Here is an 18,019-nt window from a genome sequence, read left to right on the forward strand (position 1 = left end):
AGGTGCCCCCGGAGAGGGCACGAGACACAGCTGCTCAGGCTACCAGTCGCCCCACGGGTGGCCCAAACCGGGCACAGCTCCTCACGCGTGGGACCATGGAGCCTACGTATCGATCCGACACGGACCCGAGCTCACCGACCCGGCGTCTGCCAAAGAATCAGGACCCTGCGTGCCCGCGACTCCTACCCACGTGCCCGAGCCGAGCCGTACCGACCCGGCGCTGATCCGCAATTTCTGCATCATCGCGCACATCGACCACGGCAAGTCGACGCTTGCCGACCGGATGCTCCAGCTGACCGGCGTGGTCGAGCAGCGGCAGATGCGTGCCCAGTACCTCGACCGTATGGACATCGAGCGCGAGCGCGGCATCACGATCAAGTCCCAGGCGGTCCGTCTGCCGTGGGCGCCCACCGAGGGTGAGGACCAGGGCAGGACCCACATCCTCAACATGATCGACACCCCCGGGCATGTCGACTTCACCTACGAGGTGTCGCGGTCGCTCGCCGCCTGCGAGGGCACGGTCCTGCTCGTGGACGCCGCTCAGGGCATCGAGGCGCAGACCCTGGCCAATCTGTACCTGGCCATGGAGAACGACCTCACGATCGTTCCGGTGCTGAACAAGATCGACCTGCCGGCCGCGCAGCCGGAGAAGTTCGCCGAGGAGCTGGCGAACCTCGTCGGCTGCGACCCGGACGACGTCCTGCGCGTCTCCGCGAAGACCGGTCTCGGCGTCGAGGCGCTGCTCGACCGGGTGGTCAAGGACGTCCCGGCCCCGGTCGGCGTCGCCGACGCCCCCGCCCGCGCGATGATCTTCGACTCGGTCTACGACTCGTACCGCGGTGTGGTGACGTATGTACGAGTGGTCGACGGCCAGCTCAACAAGCGCGAGCGCATCCGGATGATGTCCACGGGCGCCACCCACGAGCTGCTGGAGATCGGCACCAACTCGCCCGAGATGCTGCCGGCCGACGGCCTCGGAGTCGGCGAGGTGGGTTATCTGATCACCGGTGTGAAGGACGTCCGCCAGTCCAAGGTCGGTGACACGATCACCAGCCTGCACAAGGGCGCCACGGAGGCTCTCGGCGGCTACAAGGACCCGAAGCCCATGGTGTTCTCGGGGCTGTATCCGCTGGACGGCTCGGACTACCCCGAGCTGCGCGACGCGCTCGACAAGCTCCAGCTCAACGACGCGGCCCTGGTCTACGAGCCCGAGACCTCCGCGGCCCTCGGCTTCGGGTTCCGCGTCGGCTTCCTCGGCCTGCTGCACCTCGACGTCATCCGTGAGCGGCTCGAGCGCGAGTTCGGCCTCGACCTGATCGCCACCGCCCCGAACGTGGTCTACCGCGTGACCATGGAGGACGGAACCGAGCACACGGTCACGAACCCGAGCGAGTTCCCCGAGGGCAAGATCGACGAGGTGCACGAGCCGGTCGTGCGGGCCACGATCCTCGCGCCGAGCGAGTTCATCGGCTCGATCATGGAGCTCTGCCAGACCCGCCGCGGCACCCTGCTCGGTATGGACTACCTCTCCGAGGACCGGGTCGAGATCCGCTACACCCTGCCCCTCGCGGAGATCGTCTTCGACTTCTTCGACCAGCTGAAGTCCAAGACGCGCGGTTACGCCTCTCTCGACTACGAGCCCACCGGCGAGCAGGCCTCCAGCCTCGTCAAGGTCGACATCCTGCTGCACGGCGACAAGGTCGACGCCTTCTCCGCCATCACCCACAAGGACCAGGCGTACGCGTACGGCGTCCGGCTCGTCGCCAAGCTCAAGGAGCTCATCCCGCGGCAGGCGTTCGAGGTCCCGGTCCAGGCGGCCATCGGCTCGCGCGTCATCGCCCGCGAGACCATCCGCGCCATCCGCAAGGACGTTCTCGCCAAGTGCTACGGCGGTGACATCTCCCGTAAGCGGAAGCTGCTGGAGAAGCAGAAGGAAGGCAAGAAGCGCATGAAGATGGTCGGCTCCGTGGAGGTGCCGCAGGAGGCCTTCATCGCGGTGCTGTCCAGCGACGAGGGCGGTAAGAGCAAGAAGTAGGCAGGAGACCGGGCGGGCGGGGGCGGGAACGGGAAGCAGCCGTTCCTCCCTCGGTCGCCCGGTCCGTCCCCTTCCGCTTCCCCCGCGTACGACCCCTCGCTTCCCTCGCGTACCGAAAAGCGCCCGTCCGGCCCAGGACGGGCGCTTTTCGGCCACCGGACGGGCACGAATCGTTACATGTACACAGCACCGACCGGTTGCTCCAGAGAGCGGACCTGCGCTCCGTTCGTTATGAAGCGGCAGCCCGCAGGCTCTTACGCGCCGCCCATGTGCGCTCTACCCTGATCACGGCTCGATGGTTACTCGCCAGTTAAACAACCAGCCAGTCGTGCATGTTGCCGCAGGCCCGGAGGACGTCGTGAGCGAAACCCAGACCCAGATCGAGAACCGACCGCCATCGGTGGCGACTCTCTTCGCCGAGCGCGTGGCCGCCACGCCGAACGGCGAGGCCTACCGCTACCCGGTGCCCCCCGCCTCGGGGACGGGCCCCGACGACTGGAAGTCCCTGAGCTGGGGGCAGGCCGCCGAGAGGGTCTACGCCATCGCGGCCGGCCTGATCGACCTCGGCGTCAACCCCGAGGAGCGGGTCGCGCTCGCCTCCTCCACCCGGGTGGAGTGGATCCTCGCCGACCTCGGCGTCATGTGCGCGGGCGGCGCGACCACCACCGTCTACCCGTCGACCAACGCCGAGGAGTCGGCGTACATCCTCGCCGACTCCGAGAGCCGGGTGCTGATCGCGGAGGACGCCTCCCAGCTGGCCAAGGCGCGCGAGAGGCGCGCCGAACTGCCCGAGCTGAAGCACGTCGTCGTCATCGACCCCGCCGGTGTCGAGCCGGACGCCGCCGAGCCGGAGGGCTGGGTCCTCACCCTCGCCGACCTGGAGGCGCGCGGCGCGGAGTACCTCGAGAAGCACCCCGAGGCCGTCAAGGAGCGGGTCGCGGCCATCACCGCCGACCAGCTCGCGACTCTCATCTACACCTCCGGCACCACGGGCCGCCCCAAGGGCGTGCGGCTGCCGCACGACAACTGGTCGTACATGGCGAAGGCCACCGCCGCGACCGGGCTCGTCACGCAGGACGACGTCCAGTACCTGTGGCTGCCGCTCGCGCACGTCTTCGGCAAGGTGCTGACCTCCGGCCAGATCGAGGTCGGACACGTCACCGCCGTCGACGGCCGGGTCGACAAGATCATCGAGAACCTGCCGGTGGTCCAGCCGACCTACATGGCCGCCGTGCCCCGCATCTTCGAGAAGGTCTACAACGGGGTCGCCGCCAAGGCGCGGGCCGGCGGCGGCGCCAAGTACAAGATCTTCCAGTGGGCCGCCGGCGTCGCCCGCGAGTACGCCAAGGTCTCCCAGGACAACTTCCGCCGCACCGGCAAGGCATCGGTGCCCTTCGGTCTCGGCGCCAAGCACAAGGTCGCCGACGCCCTGGTCTACGCGAAGCTCCGCGACGCCTTCGGCGGCCGGCTGCGTGCCGCCGTCTCCGGCTCCGCGGCGCTCGCCCCCGACATCGGCTACTTCTTCTCCGGCGCGGGCATCCACATCCTGGAGGGCTACGGCCTCACCGAGTCGAGCGCCGCCTCCTTCATCAACCCCGGCGAGGCGTACCGCACCGGCACGGTCGGCAAGCCGGTGCCCGGCTGCGAGGTGCGCATCGCCGACGACGGCGAGATCCTGCTGCGCGGCCCCGGCATCATGGAGGGCTATCACAAGCTGCCCGAGAAGACGGCCGAGGTCCTGGAGCCCGACGGCTGGTTCCACACCGGCGACATCGGTGAGCTGTCCGCGGACGGCTACCTGCGGATCACCGACCGCAAGAAGGACCTGATCAAGACCTCCGGCGGCAAGTACATCGCACCGGCCGAGGTCGAGGGCCAGTTCAAGGCCGTGTGTCCGTTCGTCTCGAACATCCTCGTCCACGGCGCGGACCGGAACTTCTGCACCGCGCTCATCGCCCTCGACGAGCCCACGATCCTCGGCTGGGCCGAGGAGAACGGACTGGGCGGCAGGTCCTACGCGGAGGTGGTCGCCTCGCCGCAGGTCGAGCAGCTCATCGACGGTTACGTGAAGCGGCTCAACGAGGGCCTGCAGCGCTGGCAGACCATCAAGAAGTTCCGGCTGCTGCCCCGCGACCTGGACATCGAGCACGGCGAACTGACGCCCAGCCTCAAGCTGAAGCGCCCGGTCGTCGAGCGGGAGTACAAGGACCTCATCGACGAGATGTACGCGGGGTCCCGCGAGGACTGATCCGTCACGACACGGGGATACGCCGCACGGCCGCGACACGGGCGTGCGGCGTGATCCTCGCAACACACCCTTGCGACCAGCGGAAACATGAAACGGCTGCACCCAGTTCGGTGACTCCGTGCTTATGAACGGGCTCTGTCTGTCACCCTGTCGGTGTCATAGCGGCGCACAGCACCGACCAGGAGCCGCACGTGGGGTCCATTCCGTTGCAGCGGGACACCGGCAACCGGCCCGCACCCATGTCCGCCGGGTGGCCGGACGCCGACGGCGCCGGGGTACGCGTGAGCCTGCCCGGTAGCCTTCTGGCGCCCGGCACCGCGCGGCGCCTCGTCCGCACGGCCGTCGCCGAGTGGACCGCCCTCGGGCTGTTCGGCGCGTGCTCCTGCTGCGACGGCCCGGTCGGCGGCTGCCCGCCCGGCGCCTCCTGCCCCGAGCGGCTCGCGGACGACGCCGCGCTCGTCGCCGGGGAGCTCGTCACCAACGCCGTCGTCCACGCGGGCACGGCCGCCGAGCTCGTGTGCCGGTACGAGCGACCCGTCGAGGACACTGCAGACGCCGGCGCCGAGCCCGCCGCCCTGATCATCGAGGTCTCCGACCACCATCCCGACCGGCCCGTCCACAGCCATCCGCACGGCTTCGACCAGTCCGGCACCCCCGACTACGGACGCGGCCTCCATCTCGTCGCGGCCCTCGCCGAACGCTGGGGCATCACCTACCGCGCCGCGCTCAAGACCGTATGGGCGCGGCTGCCGCTCGACGGCCGCGGCAGCCGGCCGCGGACCGGCGGCGAGCCCGCGGACCTGCACGGGCCCGCGCCCCTCGGCAGCACCGCCCCCGAGGCGCCCGCCCAGGGGCGGGACGACCACGAATGGCTCGCCCGCGGCGGGGCCGCCTCCTTCCTGGCCGAGGCGTCCGATCTGCTCGCCGGCCAGCTCGACGAGAACATGGTCGCCGCCCTCGCCGGACAGCTCCTCGTGCCGCGCCTCGCCGACTGGTGCGCCGTCTGGCTCGACGACGAGACCGGCCGGCACGGGCTGCGCGAGCCCGGCCGCACCGCCCCCGCGCCGCGTCTCGCCGGTGTCTGGCACCGCGACGAGTCCGCCGTGGAGCACCTGCGGGCAGCTCTCGGCACGGAGGCGCCCAAGCCGCCCGACCCCGGCTTCCAGGGCTCCGTACCCGTCCCGTGGCCGGCCGCGTCCCGGGACGGCGTCCCGGCTGCGGACGGGAGCGGCCACGGGAGCGGCGGGGCGGCCCTCGCGTACCGGCTGGCCGCCGGCGGGCGCGTGCTCGGCGTGCTCGTCGTCGCCCAGCAGGACACCGCCCGTCTGCCGGACGAAGTGACCGCGCTCGTCGAGGACTTCGCCCGCCGGGTCGCGCTCGCGATCAGTGCCGCCCGCGAGTACACCCGGCAGGCGACCATCAGCCGCGTCCTCCAGCGCGGGCTGCTGCCCAGCAGGGTCGGGCAGATCCCCGGCGTCGACACCTGCCTGGTGTACGAGCCGAGCGGGGACGGCGTGGCAGGTGGCGACTTCTACGACGTCTTCCCCGCCGGGTCGAGCGGCCGCTGGTGCTTCGTGCTCGGCGACGTCCAGGGCAGCGGCCCCGAGGCCGCCGTCGTGACCGGTCTCGCCCGCCCCTGGCTGCGGCTCCTCGCCCGCGAGGGCTACCAGGTCGGCCAGGTGCTCGACCGGCTCAACGGCCTGCTCCTCGACGACGCCATGGAGGCCGCCGAGGCCGCCGCCCTGCTCGTCACCGGCGGCCACGGTCCCGGCCTGCCGGACGGACACCACTCCCGCTTCCTGTCCCTGCTCTACGGCGAGGTCGTGCCCTCCCCGGACGGCCGCGGCGGCGCCCGGTGCACCCTCGCGAGCGCCGGTCACCCCCTTCCGCTGCTGCTGCGCCCCGACGGCACGGTCACCGTCATCGCCGAGCCGCAGGTGCTCCTCGGGGTGGTCGACGACGTCGCGTACCGGAGCAGCACGTTCGACCTGGCACCGGGCGAGACGCTGCTGTGCGTCACGGACGGGGTGACCGAGCGGCGCTCCGGGCCCCGGATGTTCGACGACGAGGACGGTCTCGCGACGGTACTCGCCGGATGCGCGGGGCTGTCGGCGAAGGGCGTGGCGGAACGGATCAGGGCCGCCGTGCACGCGTTCGCGCAGACGCCGCCCGGGGACGATCTGGCGCTGCTGGTGCTCCAGGCGGGATGACGCCGCGGGTGACGGACAATGGGGGGCATGCCTTCCGTACTGCCCGACGGTGAGCCCATGCCCGAGGACGGCTCGCTGCCCGCGTCCGCCCTCGACGGCGCGGGTGACCGGCCGCTCGCCTTCTACCTGCACGTGCCGTACTGCGCGACGCGCTGCGGCTACTGCGACTTCAACACCTACACGGCGACCGAGCTGCGCGGCTCGGGCGGCGTGCTCGCGTCCCGCGACAACTACGCCGAGACGCTCGCCGACGAGATCCGGCTGGCCCGCAAGGTCCTCGGCGACGACCCCCGCCCGGTGCGGACCGTGTTCGTCGGCGGCGGCACACCGACGCTGCTCGCGGCCGGCGACCTCGTACGGATGCTGGACGCGGTACGGGAGGAGTTCGGTCTCGCCGACGACGCCGAGATCACCACGGAGGCGAACCCGGAGTCGGTCGGCCCGGAGTACCTCGCGGCCCTGCGGGCCGGGGGCTTCAACCGGATCTCCTTCGGCATGCAGAGCGCACGTCAGCACGTGCTGAAGGTGCTCGACCGCACGCACACGCCGGGCCGGCCGGAGGCGTGCGTCGCGGAGGCGCGGGCGGCGGGCTTCGAGCACGTCAACCTCGACCTGATCTACGGCACGCCGGGCGAGAGCGACGACGACTGGCGGGCGTCCCTGGAGGCGGCGGTCGGCGCGGGACCGGACCATGTGTCGGCGTACGCGCTGATCGTCGAGGAGGGCACGCAGCTGGCGCGGCGCATCCGGCGCGGCGAGGTTCCCATGACCGACGACGACGTCCACGCCGACCGCTACCTGATCGCGGACGAGGTGCTGTCGGGCGCCGGATACGAGTGGTACGAGGTCTCCAACTGGGCCACCTCGGAGGCCGGCCGCTGCCTGCACAACGAGTTGTACTGGCGCGGCGCGGACTGGTGGGGAGCGGGCCCGGGAGCGCACAGCCACGTGGGCGGGGTGCGCTGGTGGAACGTGAAGCACCCCGGCGCGTACGCGGCGGCGCTCGGGCAGGGGCGGTCGCCGGGTGCGGGCCGTGAGGTGCTGACGCCGGAGGACCGCCGGGTGGAGCGGATCCTTCTGGAGCTGCGGCTGCGGGACGGCTGCCCCCTCGATCTCCTGCGGCCCGCGGGCCTGGCCGCGGCGCGCCGCGCCCTCGCCGACGGGCTCCTGGATCCCGGCCCCCATGCGCGGGGCCGTGCGGCGCTGACCCTGCGGGGGCGGCTGCTTGCGGACGCGGTGGTGCGGGGCCTGGTGGACTGAGGGGGCGGGGCCGCTGCGCGGGGCACCTTTCCCCACGCCGCCCCTTCCCGTAACCGGGGCAAGCCCCGGCCCCCGTACCGCGCTTCGCGCGGTGTCCTCAAGCGCCGGACGGGCTGCCAGGCAGCCTCGCTGGGGGCACCTCCCACGGCCGCCAGGCCGTAGGGGGAGGGCGGGGCGGGAGGAACTCCCGGTCACACCCCCGGTTCCGTCACGAAGTCGATCAGTTCCTCCACCCGTCCCAGCAGCGCCGGCTCCAGGTCCTTGTAGGAGTGCACGTGGGACAGGATGTGCTGCCACGCGGCCCCCGTGCCGGACGGCCAGCCCAGGGCCCGGCACACCCCCGTCTTCCAGTCCTGGCCGTGCGGGATCCTCGGCCACGCCGCGATGCCCAGCGACGACGGCTTCACCGCCTCCCACACGTCGATGTACGGATGGCCCACGACCAGCACGTGCGGGTCCGTCACCGAAGCCGCGATGCGGGACTCCTTGGAGCCGGCGACCAGGTGGTCGACCAGCACGCCCAGGCGGGCGTCCGGGCCCGGGGCGAATTCGGCGACGATCGACGGGAGATCGTCGATGCCCTCCAGGTATTCCACGACCACGCCCTCGATGCGCAGGTCGTCGCCCCACACCCGTTCCACGAGCTCGGCGTCGTGGCGGCCCTCGACGTAGATCCGGCCGGCGCGGGCGACCCGGGCGCGGGCGCCGGGGACCGCGACCGAGCCCGAGGCCGTACGCCCGGGGCGGGCCGGCGCCGGCGCGGACGGGCGGACCAGCGTGACGACCTTGCCCTCCAGCAGGAAGCCCCGCGGCTCCAGCGGGAAGACCCGGTGCTTGCCGAAGCGGTCCTCCAGCGTCACGGTGCCCGCCTCGCAGCGGATCACCGCTCCGCAGAAGCCGGTCGCGACCTCCTCCACCACCAGGTCGGGCTCTGCGGGGACCTCCGGGACCGGTGCCGACCGCTTCCACGGAGGTGTCAGGTCAGGGCTGTAGCTGCGCATGTCGGATGACGATACGACCGGTCGCCCTACGACACGCCGAAGCGCGCTGCGAGCTCGTCACGCTGCGTCCGCACGAACGCCGCGGTCACCGCCGCCCCGTGCCCCGGCACGTACAGCGCGTCCTCGCCGCCGAGCGCGAGCAGGCGGTCGAGCGCCGCCGGCCAGCGCGAGGTGATCGCGTCCGGGCCCGCCTGCGGCTCGCCCGACTCCTCCACCAGGTCGCCGCAGAAGACGACCTCCGGCTCGCCGGGCACGAACAGCGCGAGGTCGTGGCCGGAGTGGCCCGGGCCGACGTTGGCCAGCAGCACCCGGCGGCCGCCAAGGTCGAGCGTGCACTCCCCGCTCACCAGGTGGTGCGACAGCGCCAGCAGATCGGCCGCCTCCGCCGCCGCGGCCGCCGGGACCCCGTGCCGCACCGCGTCGGCGCGGATCGCGTCGCGTTCGCGGCGCAGCAGCGCGTCCATGCCGACCGCCCCGTAGATCTCCGCTCCGGCGAACGCCGCCGTGCCCAGCACGTGATCGAAGTGCGGGTGGCTCAGTGCGATGTACGTCACGCGGCGCCCGCCCGCCAGCGCCTGCGCCTGTACGCGGAGCTCGGCGCCCTCGCGGATCGTCGAGCCCGTGTCGTACAGCAGGACGTGTTCCTCGCCCAGCACCAGGCCGACGGTCGCGTCCCAGGCCGGCATCCTGCGCCGGCCGACTCCGTCGGCCAGCCGTTCCCACCCGAAGTCTTCCCAAGCGGCGTCCATACGGCGACGCTATCCGCATCGACCAGCACAGGTCTCGCGGTAGCGTGGTCGGCCGCCCTTGCTAGGGGCGTACCCCGCCGCCGTACACTGGCCGGGGGAAAGCTGGCACTCGGCCGTATCGAGTGCCAGGACACACACCGAGACCGGCAGCTGGAGGTGCGCGAGATGCTCAGCGAACGCAGACTCGAAGTCCTGCGCGCCATCGTCCAGGACTACGTCGGCACCGAGGAGCCCGTCGGTTCCAAGGCGCTGACGGAGCGGCACAAGCTCGGTGTCTCCCCGGCCACCGTCCGCAACGACATGGCCGTGCTGGAGGAGGAGGGCTACATCGCCCAGCCCCACACCAGCGCCGGCCGCATCCCCACGGACAAGGGCTACCGGCTGTTCGTCGACAAGCTGGCCGGCGTCAAGCCGCTGTCGTCCCCCGAGCGCCGGGCCATCCAGAACTTCCTGGACGGAGCCGTCGACCTCGACGACGTCGTGGGCCGCACGGTCCGCCTGCTCGCGCAGCTGACCCGGCAGGTCGCCGTCGTCCAGTACCCGTCGCTGACCCGCTCGACGGTCCGGCACGTGGAGCTGCTGTCGCTGGCTCCCGCCCGGCTGATGCTCGTGCTGATCACGGACACCGGCCGGGTCGAGCAGCGGATGGTCGACTGCCCCGCGCCGTTCGGCGAGACCTCGCTGGCCGACCTGCGGGCCCGGCTCAACAGCCGCGTCGTCGGCCGCCGCTTCGCGGACGTGCCGCAGCTCGTGCAGGACCTGCCCGAGTCGTTCGAGACGGAGGACCGCGGCACGGTCTCCACCGTGCTCGCGACCCTGCTGGAGACGCTGGTCGAGGAGACCGAGGAGCGGCTGATGATCGGCGGCACCGCCAATCTCACCCGCTTCGGACACGACTTCCCCCTGATGATCAGGCCGGTGCTGGAGGCGCTGGAGGAGCACGTCGTGCTGCTCAAGCTGCTCGGCGAGGCCAAGGAATCGGGCGTGACCGTGAGGATCGGGCATGAGAATGCCCACGAGGGACTGAACTCCACGTCCGTCGTCTCGGTCGGCTACGGTTCGGGCGGCGAGGCAGTCGCCAAACTCGGCGTGGTCGGACCGACCCGCATGGACTACCCCGGAACGATGGGAGCGGTACGCGCAGTGGCACGTTACGTCGGACAGATCCTGGCGGAGTCGTAAGTGGCCACGGACTACTACGCCGTACTCGGCGTGCGCCGCGACGCATCGCAGGACGAGATCAAGAAGGCCTTCCGCCGCCTCGCGCGCGAACTCCACCCGGACGTGAATCCGGATCCGAAGACGCAGGAGCGCTTCAAGGAGATCAACGCGGCGTACGAGGTGCTCTCGGACCCGCAGAAGAAGCAGGTCTACGACCTCGGCGGCGACCCTCTGTCCCAGGCCGGCGGCGGTGGCGCGGGCGGCTTCGGCGCGGGCGGCTTCGGGAACTTCTCCGACATCATGGACGCCTTCTTCGGCACGGCGTCGCAGCGCGGACCCCGTTCGCGTACGCGGCGCGGCCAGGACGCCATGATCCGCCTGGAGGTCGAGCTCAACGAGGCGGCCTTCGGCACGACGAAGGACATCCAGGTCGACACGGCCGTGGTGTGCACGACGTGCTCCGGCGAGGGCGCGGCCCCCGGCACCTCCGCGCAGACCTGTGACATGTGCCGCGGCCGCGGTGAGGTCTCGCAGGTGACGCGGTCCTTCCTGGGCCAGGTCATGACGTCCCGTCCGTGTCCGCAGTGCCAGGGCTTCGGCACCGTCGTGCCGACCCCGTGCCCGGAGTGCGCGGGAGACGGCCGGATCCGGTCGCGTCGCACGCTCACCGTGAAGATCCCCGCGGGTGTCGACAACGGCACGCGCATCCAGCTGGCGGGCGAGGGCGAGGTCGGCCCGGGCGGCGGCCCCGCCGGTGACCTGTACGTCGAGATCCACGAGATCGCGCACCCGGTCTTCCAGCGGCGCGGCGACGACCTGCACTGCACGGTGACGATCCCCATGACGGCGGCGGCGCTGGGCACGAAGTGCCCGCTGGAGACGCTCGACGGCATGGAGGAGGTCGACATCCGGCCCGGCACGCAGTCCGGCCAGTCGATCCCGCTGCACGGACGCGGCATCACGCACCTGCGCGGCGGCGGCCGGGGCGACCTGATCGTCCATGTCGAGGTGACGACGCCGACGAAGCTGGACCCGGAGCAGGAGCGGTTGCTGCGGGACCTGGCGAAGCTGCGGGGCGAGGAGCGGCCTACGGGTCAGTTCCAGCCGGGGCAGCAGGGGCTGTTCTCGCGCCTGAAGGACGCGTTCAACGGGCGTTAGCCCGTAGGTTCTCTCCCCACCCCGGGGGTCCGGCCCCGGTAGCGCGCTGCGCGAGCCGCCGGGCGCGGGTTCGGGCTCTGCCCGGTCTCGTACCGCGCTGCGCGCCAGGTGGGCGCGAGGCCCCGCTGCGGGCCTGTGGGGGCTCCGGCATCGGTCCACACCGCGCAGCGGGCGCTTTCGGGGCCCCACGGCCGCCGGAAGGGGGCAGCCCGCCGCAGGCGCCCCCGTGCGCGCTCCGGCGGAGCGGAATCCTGGATTCGGTCGGGGCGCCGGGGCATGCGACGATGCCTGCATGTCGTCCGCGCTGACCGGTCTTTGCCGTTATCCGATCGTGCAGGCCCCCATGGCCGGCGGTGCATCCTGTCCGGAGCTCGCCGCCGCCGTGTCCGACGCCGGCGGGCTCGGGTTCCTCGCCGCCGGGTACAAGACGGCGGACGGCATGTACCAGGAGATCAAACAGATCCGCAGCCGCACGGCGAGCCCCTTCGGCGTCAATCTGTTCATGCCGCAGCCCGGCAGCGCCGATCCGGCGGCCGTCGAGGTCTACCGGCATCAGCTCGCCGGTGAGTCCTCCTGGTACGACACCCCGCTGGGCGACCCCGACGCGGGGCGGGACGACGGCTACGAGGCCAAGCTCGCGATCCTGATCGACGACCCCGTCCCGGTCGTCTCCTTCACCTTCGGCTGTCCTTCGCGCGACGCGCTCGCCGCGCTGTCCGCCGCAGGCACGATCACGGTGGTCACCGTCACCACGCCGGAGGAGGCGCAGGCCGCGCAGTGGGCCGGTGCCGACGCCGTGTGCGTGCAGGGCATCGAGGCGGGCGGCCACCAGGGCACGCACCGCGACGACCCGGCCGCGGACGGCTCCGGCATCGGGCTGCTCTCCCTGATCACTCTCGTGCGCGAGGCGGTGCACCTTCCGGTCGTCGCGGCCGGCGGCCTGATGCGGGGCGCGCAGATCGCCGCTGTGCTGGCGGCGGGAGCGAGCGCCGCACAGCTCGGCACGGCGTTCCTCGTCTGTCCGGAGTCCGGGGCGAACGCCCTCCACAAGCAGGCCATGACCAACCCCCTGTTCGCCCGCACCGCGTTGACCCGCGCCTTCTCCGGGCGGCCGGCGCGCGGGCTGGTGAACCGCTTCATGCACGAGCACGGCCCGTACGCCCCCGCCGCCTACCCCGAGGTCCACCACCTGACGAGCGGGCTGCGCAAGGCGGCGGCGAAGGCCGGGGACCCGCAGGGCATGGCGCTGTGGGCCGGGCAGGGCCACCGGTTGGCCCGCGAACTGCCCGCGGGGCGGCTGGTGGAGCTCCTCGCCGCGGAACTGGACTCCGCGCGGGCCGCGCTGGCGCTGGGCGGTGCGCGATGACCGCCCCCGTGTTCGTCGTCGAGTCGCTCGAAGGCGTCGCGCCGGGCGGTGTCGTCACCCTGGACGGCCCCGAGGGACGGCATGCCGTGTCCGTACGGCGGCTGCAGGCGGGCGAGGAGATCGTTCTGACGGACGGTCAGGGGCGTGGCGCGGCGGGCTCGGTGCTGGCCACCGAGGGCAAGGACCGGCTGACGATCGAGGTGCGGGAGTGCCCGGCCGAGCCGGAACCTGCGCCGAGGATCACCGTCGTCCAGGCGCTGCCCAAGGGGGACCGCGGCGAACTCGCCGTGGAGACGATGACGGAGACGGGCGTGGACGCCGTCGTGCCGTGGGCGGCCGCGCGCTGCATCACGCAGTGGAAGGGCGAGCGCGGGGCCAAGTCGCTGGCCAAATGGCGTTCCACCGCGCGGGAGGCGGGCAAGCAGTCCCGCAGGCTGCGCTTCCCCGAGGTCGCGGAGGCGGCGACGACCAAGCAGGTGGCGGCGCTGCTGGCGGCCGCGGACTTCGCGGCCGTGCTGCACGAGGAGGGCGCGGAGCCGCTGGCCACCGCCGAACTCCCCGCACAGGGCTCGATCGTGCTGGTCGTCGGCCCGGAGGGCGGCGTGTCCCCGCAGGAGCTGGAGGCGTTCGCGGAGGCGGGCGCGAAGCCGTTCCGCCTGGGCCGCAGCGTGCTGCGCACGTCGACCGCCGGAACCGCGGCGACGGCCCTGCTGCTGGGCCGCACGGGCCGCTGGTCCTGAGGGGGAGGGGCCGCGCGTCGGCACGGGTGGCCTTCCCGGTCATGGACCGGCCGTACGCGCACCACGCTGGCCACAACCGTCCTTTTCCCGGGCACTCGTGGATGGCACCCTGCCACCCATGAGTGTGCTCAGAACCGTGGTCGCCGCCGGCGCCTGCGGAATCGCCGTCGCGAGCCTGGCCGCCTGCGAGCCGGCGGCCGGCGGGCTGGACTCCGCCGCCGTGGCCGTCACCACCGACCGGACGGCGACCGCCACGCTGGAACGGCTGACCTTCGACGTGGCGTGGCTCAGCTGCACCGCCATCGTGAACAGGGGCGCGAGCCCCTCGGGCGCCACCACGGCCCCGGGCAGCGCGACGGTCGACTGCCGGGGAGAGACCGAATCCGGTCAGACCATCACCATCAAGGGCAAGGTGACCGACGAGCGCGCCGGACAGTGCGTACGCGGGGATCTGACCGCCCGGATCGACAGGAAGGTCGTCTTCCAGGCGACCATGCTCGGCGACTGCTCCGCCGTGCCGAGCAGCACCCCGCCCGGCACGAGGGGGCCCCGGACCACCGCCCCGCCCCAGCCGGGCCCCACCGTCACCGTCACCGTCACCGTGACCGCCGTTCCGGCCAAGTGATCCAAAGCCCCCCGCACAGGGCCTCCACCTGCCTAGGGTGACGGTGTGACGCACCCTGCCTACCTCCGGTTTCCCCATCTGCACGGCGAGTCGATCGCCTTCACCGCCGAGGACGACGTCTGGGTGGCGCCGCTCGACGGCGGCCGCGCGTGGCGCGTCAGCGCCGACGACGTGCCCGTGAACCATCCGAGAATCTCGCCCGACGGCACGCGCATCGCCTGGACCTCGTACCGCGACGGCGCGCCCGAGGTGCACGTCGCGCCTCTCGACGGCGGGCCGTCGGACCGCCTGTCCCACTGGGGCAGTTACAAGACCTCCGTACGCGGCTGGACCCCGGAGGGCCACGTCCTCGCGCTCACCACCCACGGGCAGGCGTCGTTGCGCCGCACCTGGGCGCACGCCGTGCCCCTCGACGGCGGCCCCGCCACCACCCTTCCGTACGGGCTCGTCGGCGACGTCGCCTTCGGCCCGCAGACGCTGCTGCTGTCGGCGACGATGGGACGCGAGGCCGCGGCCTGGAAGCGCTACCGGGGCGGCACCGCGGGCAAGTTGTGGATCGACGCGGCGGGCGACGGAGAGTTCGTGCGCCTCCACGAGGACGTCGACGGCAACATCGAGTACCCCCTGTGGGTCGGCGACAGGATCGCGTTCCTGTCCGACCACGAGGGAGTCGGCGCGCTGTACTCCTCGCTGCCCGACGGCTCCGACCTGCGCCGGCACACGGGCGTCGAGGGCTTCTACGCCCGCCACGCCGCCACCGACGGCACCCGCGTCGTCTACGCCTGCGCCGGCGAACTGTGGATCCTCGACGATCTGGCCGGCGCCGAGCCGCGCCGGCTCGACATCAGTCTCGGCGGTCAGCGCACCGACCTGCGGTCCCGGCCCGTCGACGCCGACCACCACCTCGGTGACGCCGCCCCCGACCACACCGGCCGCGGCAGCGCCGTCGAGGTCCGCGGCGGCATCCACTGGGTCACCCACCGCGGAGGGCCCGCGCGTTCGCTCGCCGTGGAGCCCGGAGTGCGCTCCCGGCTGCCGCGCACCTTCCGCGTGGACGGCGAGGAGCACGTCGTCTGGGTGACCGACGCCGAGGGGGACGACGCGCTCGAGTTCGCGCCAGCGACCGGCCCCGCCGCGGGCGCCACGCCCCGCAGGCTCGCCGCGGGCCGGATCGGCCGCGTTCTCAGCCTCGCCGTCGCGCCCGACGGCAGCCGCGCGGCCGTCGCCTCGCACGACGGCCGGGTGCTGCTCGTCGAGCGCGAGTCCGGCGAGGTCCGCGAGGTCGACCGCAGCGAGCACGGCGACGCCACAGGGCTCGTCTTCTCACCCGACTCGGGCTGGCTCGCCTGGTCGCACCCCGGCCCCAGCCCGCTGCGTCAGATCAAACTCGCCAACACCGGCGATCTGACGGTCTCCGAGGCGACACCGCTGCGGTTCAAGGACTTCCAGCCCGCTTTCACGCTCGACGGCAAGCACCTCGCCTTCCTCTCCGAGCGGTCCTTCGACCCGGTCTACGACACGCACGTCTTCGACCTCGCCTTCATCGGCGGCTGCCGGCCGCACCTGATCACGCTCGCCGCGACGACGCCCTCGCCGTTCGGGCCGCAGCGGCACGGGCGGGCCTTCGACCCGGACAAGGACGGTGCGTCCGACTCCGCGGCGGACGAGGGCGCCGCGCCCGTCACCCGTATCGACCTCGACGGACTCGCGGACCGCATAGTGCCGTTCCCCGTCGAGGCCGCCCGCTATTCGACGCTGCGCGCCGCGAAGGACGGGCTGCTGTGGCTGCGGCACCCGCTGCGCGGAGTCCTCGGCGCGGCCCGTGCGACGCAAGACGACCCCGGCCCGAAGACCGCGCTGGAGCGGTACGACCTGGTCCAGCAGCACATGGAGGAACTCTGCGGGGACGCCGACTACTTCCGTGTCAGCGGTGACGGCAAGCGGATCCTGCTCCACACCGACGACACGCTCAAGGTCGTCCCCAGCGACCGGCGCGCCTCCCGCGACGAGGACTCCGACACCAACATCACCGTCGACCTCAGCCGCGTGCGCCGGACGATCGACCCGGCCGCCGAGTGGCGGCAGATGTACGACGAGGCCGGGCGGCTGATGCGCGACCAGTTCTGGCGCGCCGATCTCGGCGGCGTCGACTGGCACGCGGTGCTGGAGCGGTACCGGCCGGTGCTGGCCCGCGTCGCCACCCATGACGACCTGGTCGACCTGCTGTGGGAGGTGCACGGCGAACTCGGCACCTCGCACGCGTACGTCATGCCGACGGGCGGCTACGGCAGCGGCGCGACCCGGCAGGGGCTGCTCGGCGCGGACATCTCCCGCGCGGAGGACGGGTCCTGGCGGATCGACCGCATCCTGCCCTCGGAGACGTCCGACCCGCACGCCCACTCACCGCTCGCGGCGCCGGGCGTCGCCCTGCGCGCGGGAGACGCGATCGTCGCCGTGGACGGGCGGCCCGTCGACTCCGTGAGGGGCCCCGGGCCGCTGCTCGTCGGCTCGGCGGGCAAGCCCGTCGAACTCACCGTGTCCCCGGCGGGCGGCGGCGACCCGCGCCACGCGGTGGTGGTGCCCCTCGCCGACGAGGAGCCGCTGAGGTACCACGCCTGGGTGGCGGACCGGCGGGCGTACGTCCACGAGAAGTCGGGCGGACGTCTCGGCTACCTCCATGTCCCGGACATGCAGGCGCCCGGCTGGGCCCAGATCCACCGTGACCTGAGGGTGGAGGTGGCGCGCGAGGGTCTGGTCGTCGACGTACGCGAGAACCGCGGCGGCCACACGTCGCAGCTCGTCGTCGAGAAGCTGGCCCGCCGCATCGTGGGCTGGGACCTGCCGCGCGGGATGCAGCCGTCCAGCTACCCGCTGGACGCTCCCCGGGGGCCGGTGGTGGCCGTGGCGAACGAGTTCTCCGGCTCGGACGGCGACATCGTGAACGCGGCGATCAAGGCGCTCGGCATCGGCCCGGTGGTGGGCACGCGGACGTGGGGCGGTGTGGTGGGCATCGACAGCCGCTACTCCCTCGTCGACGGCACGCTGGTGACACAGCCCAAGTACGCATTCTGGCTGGAGGGTTACGGCTGGGACGTGGAGAACCGCGGCGTGGACCCGGACGTGGAGGTGGTGCCGACGCCTCAGGACTACGTGGCGGGGCGGGACCCGCAGCTGGACGAGGCGATCCGGATGGCGCTGTCGGCGCTGGAGGAGACGGCGGCGAAGTCGCCGCCGCGGCTGCCGTAACCGGGGGGCGGTGGCGCCTGCGGCGGGCGCTTTCCCCACCCCGCCCTCCCCCTACGGCCTGGCGGCCGTGGGAGGGACCCCCGGACGGGCTGATTTCGCGCAGCGAAATCCAGCCCCGCCGGCGATTGAGGCGCGGGGGTCCGGGGGCGGAGCCCCCGGTTACGGGAAGGGGCGGGGTGGGGAAAGGCGCCCCGCGCAGCGGGCCCGCCAGATCGGAAGT

General features: G+C 72.8%; 12 protein-coding genes. 10 read left to right on the forward strand and 2 right to left on the reverse strand.

Features of this window, described 5'->3' with window-relative positions; translation table 11 throughout:
• Positions 1-169: 169 nt before the first annotated feature.
• The 4 genes from lepA (at position 170) to hemW (ending at position 7,753) form a co-directional block, all read left to right on the forward strand.
• Entirely contained in the window at positions 170-2,035 is a 1,866-nt protein-coding gene (lepA, locus tag ACWD0A_RS08625; RefSeq protein WP_177152416.1) for a translation elongation factor 4, read from the forward strand.
• A gap of 358 nt (positions 2,036-2,393) precedes the next feature.
• Positions 2,394-4,283 (forward strand): AMP-dependent synthetase/ligase, encoded by a 1,890-nt coding sequence (locus tag ACWD0A_RS08630; RefSeq protein WP_451295927.1) that lies wholly within the window; start codon positions 2,394-2,396, stop codon positions 4,281-4,283.
• Between the two features lie 206 nt (positions 4,284-4,489).
• The gene (locus tag ACWD0A_RS08635; RefSeq protein WP_451295967.1) at positions 4,490-6,493 is read left to right on the forward strand and encodes a SpoIIE family protein phosphatase; all 2,004 of its coding nucleotides are present in this window, start codon (positions 4,490-4,492) and stop codon (positions 6,491-6,493) included.
• Between the two features lie 27 nt (positions 6,494-6,520).
• Positions 6,521-7,753, forward strand: coding sequence for a radical SAM family heme chaperone HemW (hemW, locus tag ACWD0A_RS08640; RefSeq protein ID WP_451295929.1), 1,233 nt, complete (start codon positions 6,521-6,523; stop codon positions 7,751-7,753).
• 191 nt (positions 7,754-7,944) lie between these two features.
• On the opposite strand, the gene ACWD0A_RS08645 is transcribed toward hemW, so the two are convergent.
• Positions 7,945-8,754 (reverse strand): DUF3097 domain-containing protein, encoded by an 810-nt coding sequence (locus ACWD0A_RS08645; protein WP_451295931.1) that lies wholly within the window; start codon positions 8,752-8,754, stop codon positions 7,945-7,947.
• Positions 8,755-8,780: 26 nt separating this feature from the next.
• Positions 8,781-9,503 carry an MBL fold metallo-hydrolase gene (locus ACWD0A_RS08650; protein WP_451295933.1) on the reverse strand — a complete coding sequence of 241 codons (723 nt, stop codon included), beginning with the start codon at positions 9,501-9,503 and terminating at the stop codon, positions 8,781-8,783.
• A gap of 165 nt (positions 9,504-9,668) precedes the next feature.
• Between ACWD0A_RS08650 and hrcA the strand changes: the two genes are divergently transcribed.
• From hrcA to ACWD0A_RS08680, 6 genes are all read left to right on the forward strand, one after another.
• Positions 9,669-10,685, forward strand: coding sequence for a heat-inducible transcriptional repressor HrcA (gene hrcA / locus ACWD0A_RS08655; RefSeq protein WP_451295935.1), 1,017 nt, complete (start codon positions 9,669-9,671; stop codon positions 10,683-10,685).
• Complete coding sequence (gene dnaJ, locus ACWD0A_RS08660; RefSeq protein ID WP_307715552.1) at positions 10,686-11,822, forward strand: molecular chaperone DnaJ; 1,137 nt, start codon at positions 10,686-10,688, stop codon at positions 11,820-11,822. It abuts the gene before it with no gap.
• Between the two features lie 292 nt (positions 11,823-12,114).
• Positions 12,115-13,188: a nitronate monooxygenase gene (locus ACWD0A_RS08665; RefSeq protein WP_451295937.1), complete on the forward strand. Its 1,074-nt coding sequence runs from the start codon at positions 12,115-12,117 to the stop codon at positions 13,186-13,188.
• Positions 13,185-13,928 carry a 16S rRNA (uracil(1498)-N(3))-methyltransferase gene (locus ACWD0A_RS08670; protein WP_451295939.1) on the forward strand — a complete coding sequence of 248 codons (744 nt, stop codon included), beginning with the start codon at positions 13,185-13,187 and terminating at the stop codon, positions 13,926-13,928. Before ACWD0A_RS08665 ends, ACWD0A_RS08670 begins: the two co-directional genes overlap by 4 nt.
• 118 nt (positions 13,929-14,046) lie before the next feature.
• Positions 14,047-14,553: a hypothetical protein gene (locus tag ACWD0A_RS08675; RefSeq protein ID WP_451295941.1), complete on the forward strand. Its 507-nt coding sequence runs from the start codon at positions 14,047-14,049 to the stop codon at positions 14,551-14,553.
• Positions 14,554-14,598: 45 nt separating this feature from the next.
• Complete coding sequence (locus ACWD0A_RS08680) at positions 14,599-17,799, forward strand: S41 family peptidase (protein WP_451295943.1); 3,201 nt, start codon at positions 14,599-14,601, stop codon at positions 17,797-17,799.
• The last annotated feature ends 220 nt before the right edge of the window (positions 17,800-18,019 follow it).

This window comes from Streptomyces sp. NPDC002867 (genome assembly GCF_053591895.1).

Bases quoted from the DNA above. Each gene is read 5' to 3' on its own strand.
- hemW (WP_451295929.1), top strand. From the start codon at position 6,521: ATGCCTTCCGTACTGCCCGACGGTGAGCCCATGCCCGAGGACGGCTCG.
- ACWD0A_RS08645 (WP_451295931.1), bottom strand. From the start codon at position 8,754: ATGCGCAGCTACAGCCCTGACCTGACACCTCCGTGGAAGCGGTCGGCA.
- ACWD0A_RS08675 (WP_451295941.1), top strand. From the start codon at position 14,047: ATGAGTGTGCTCAGAACCGTGGTCGCCGCCGGCGCCTGCGGAATCGCC.
- ACWD0A_RS08650 (WP_451295933.1), bottom strand. From the start codon at position 9,503: ATGGACGCCGCTTGGGAAGACTTCGGGTGGGAACGGCTGGCCGACGGA.
- ACWD0A_RS08670 (WP_451295939.1), top strand. From the start codon at position 13,185: ATGACCGCCCCCGTGTTCGTCGTCGAGTCGCTCGAAGGCGTCGCGCCG.
- hrcA (WP_451295935.1), top strand. From the start codon at position 9,669: ATGCTCAGCGAACGCAGACTCGAAGTCCTGCGCGCCATCGTCCAGGAC.
- ACWD0A_RS08665 (WP_451295937.1), top strand. From the start codon at position 12,115: ATGTCGTCCGCGCTGACCGGTCTTTGCCGTTATCCGATCGTGCAGGCC.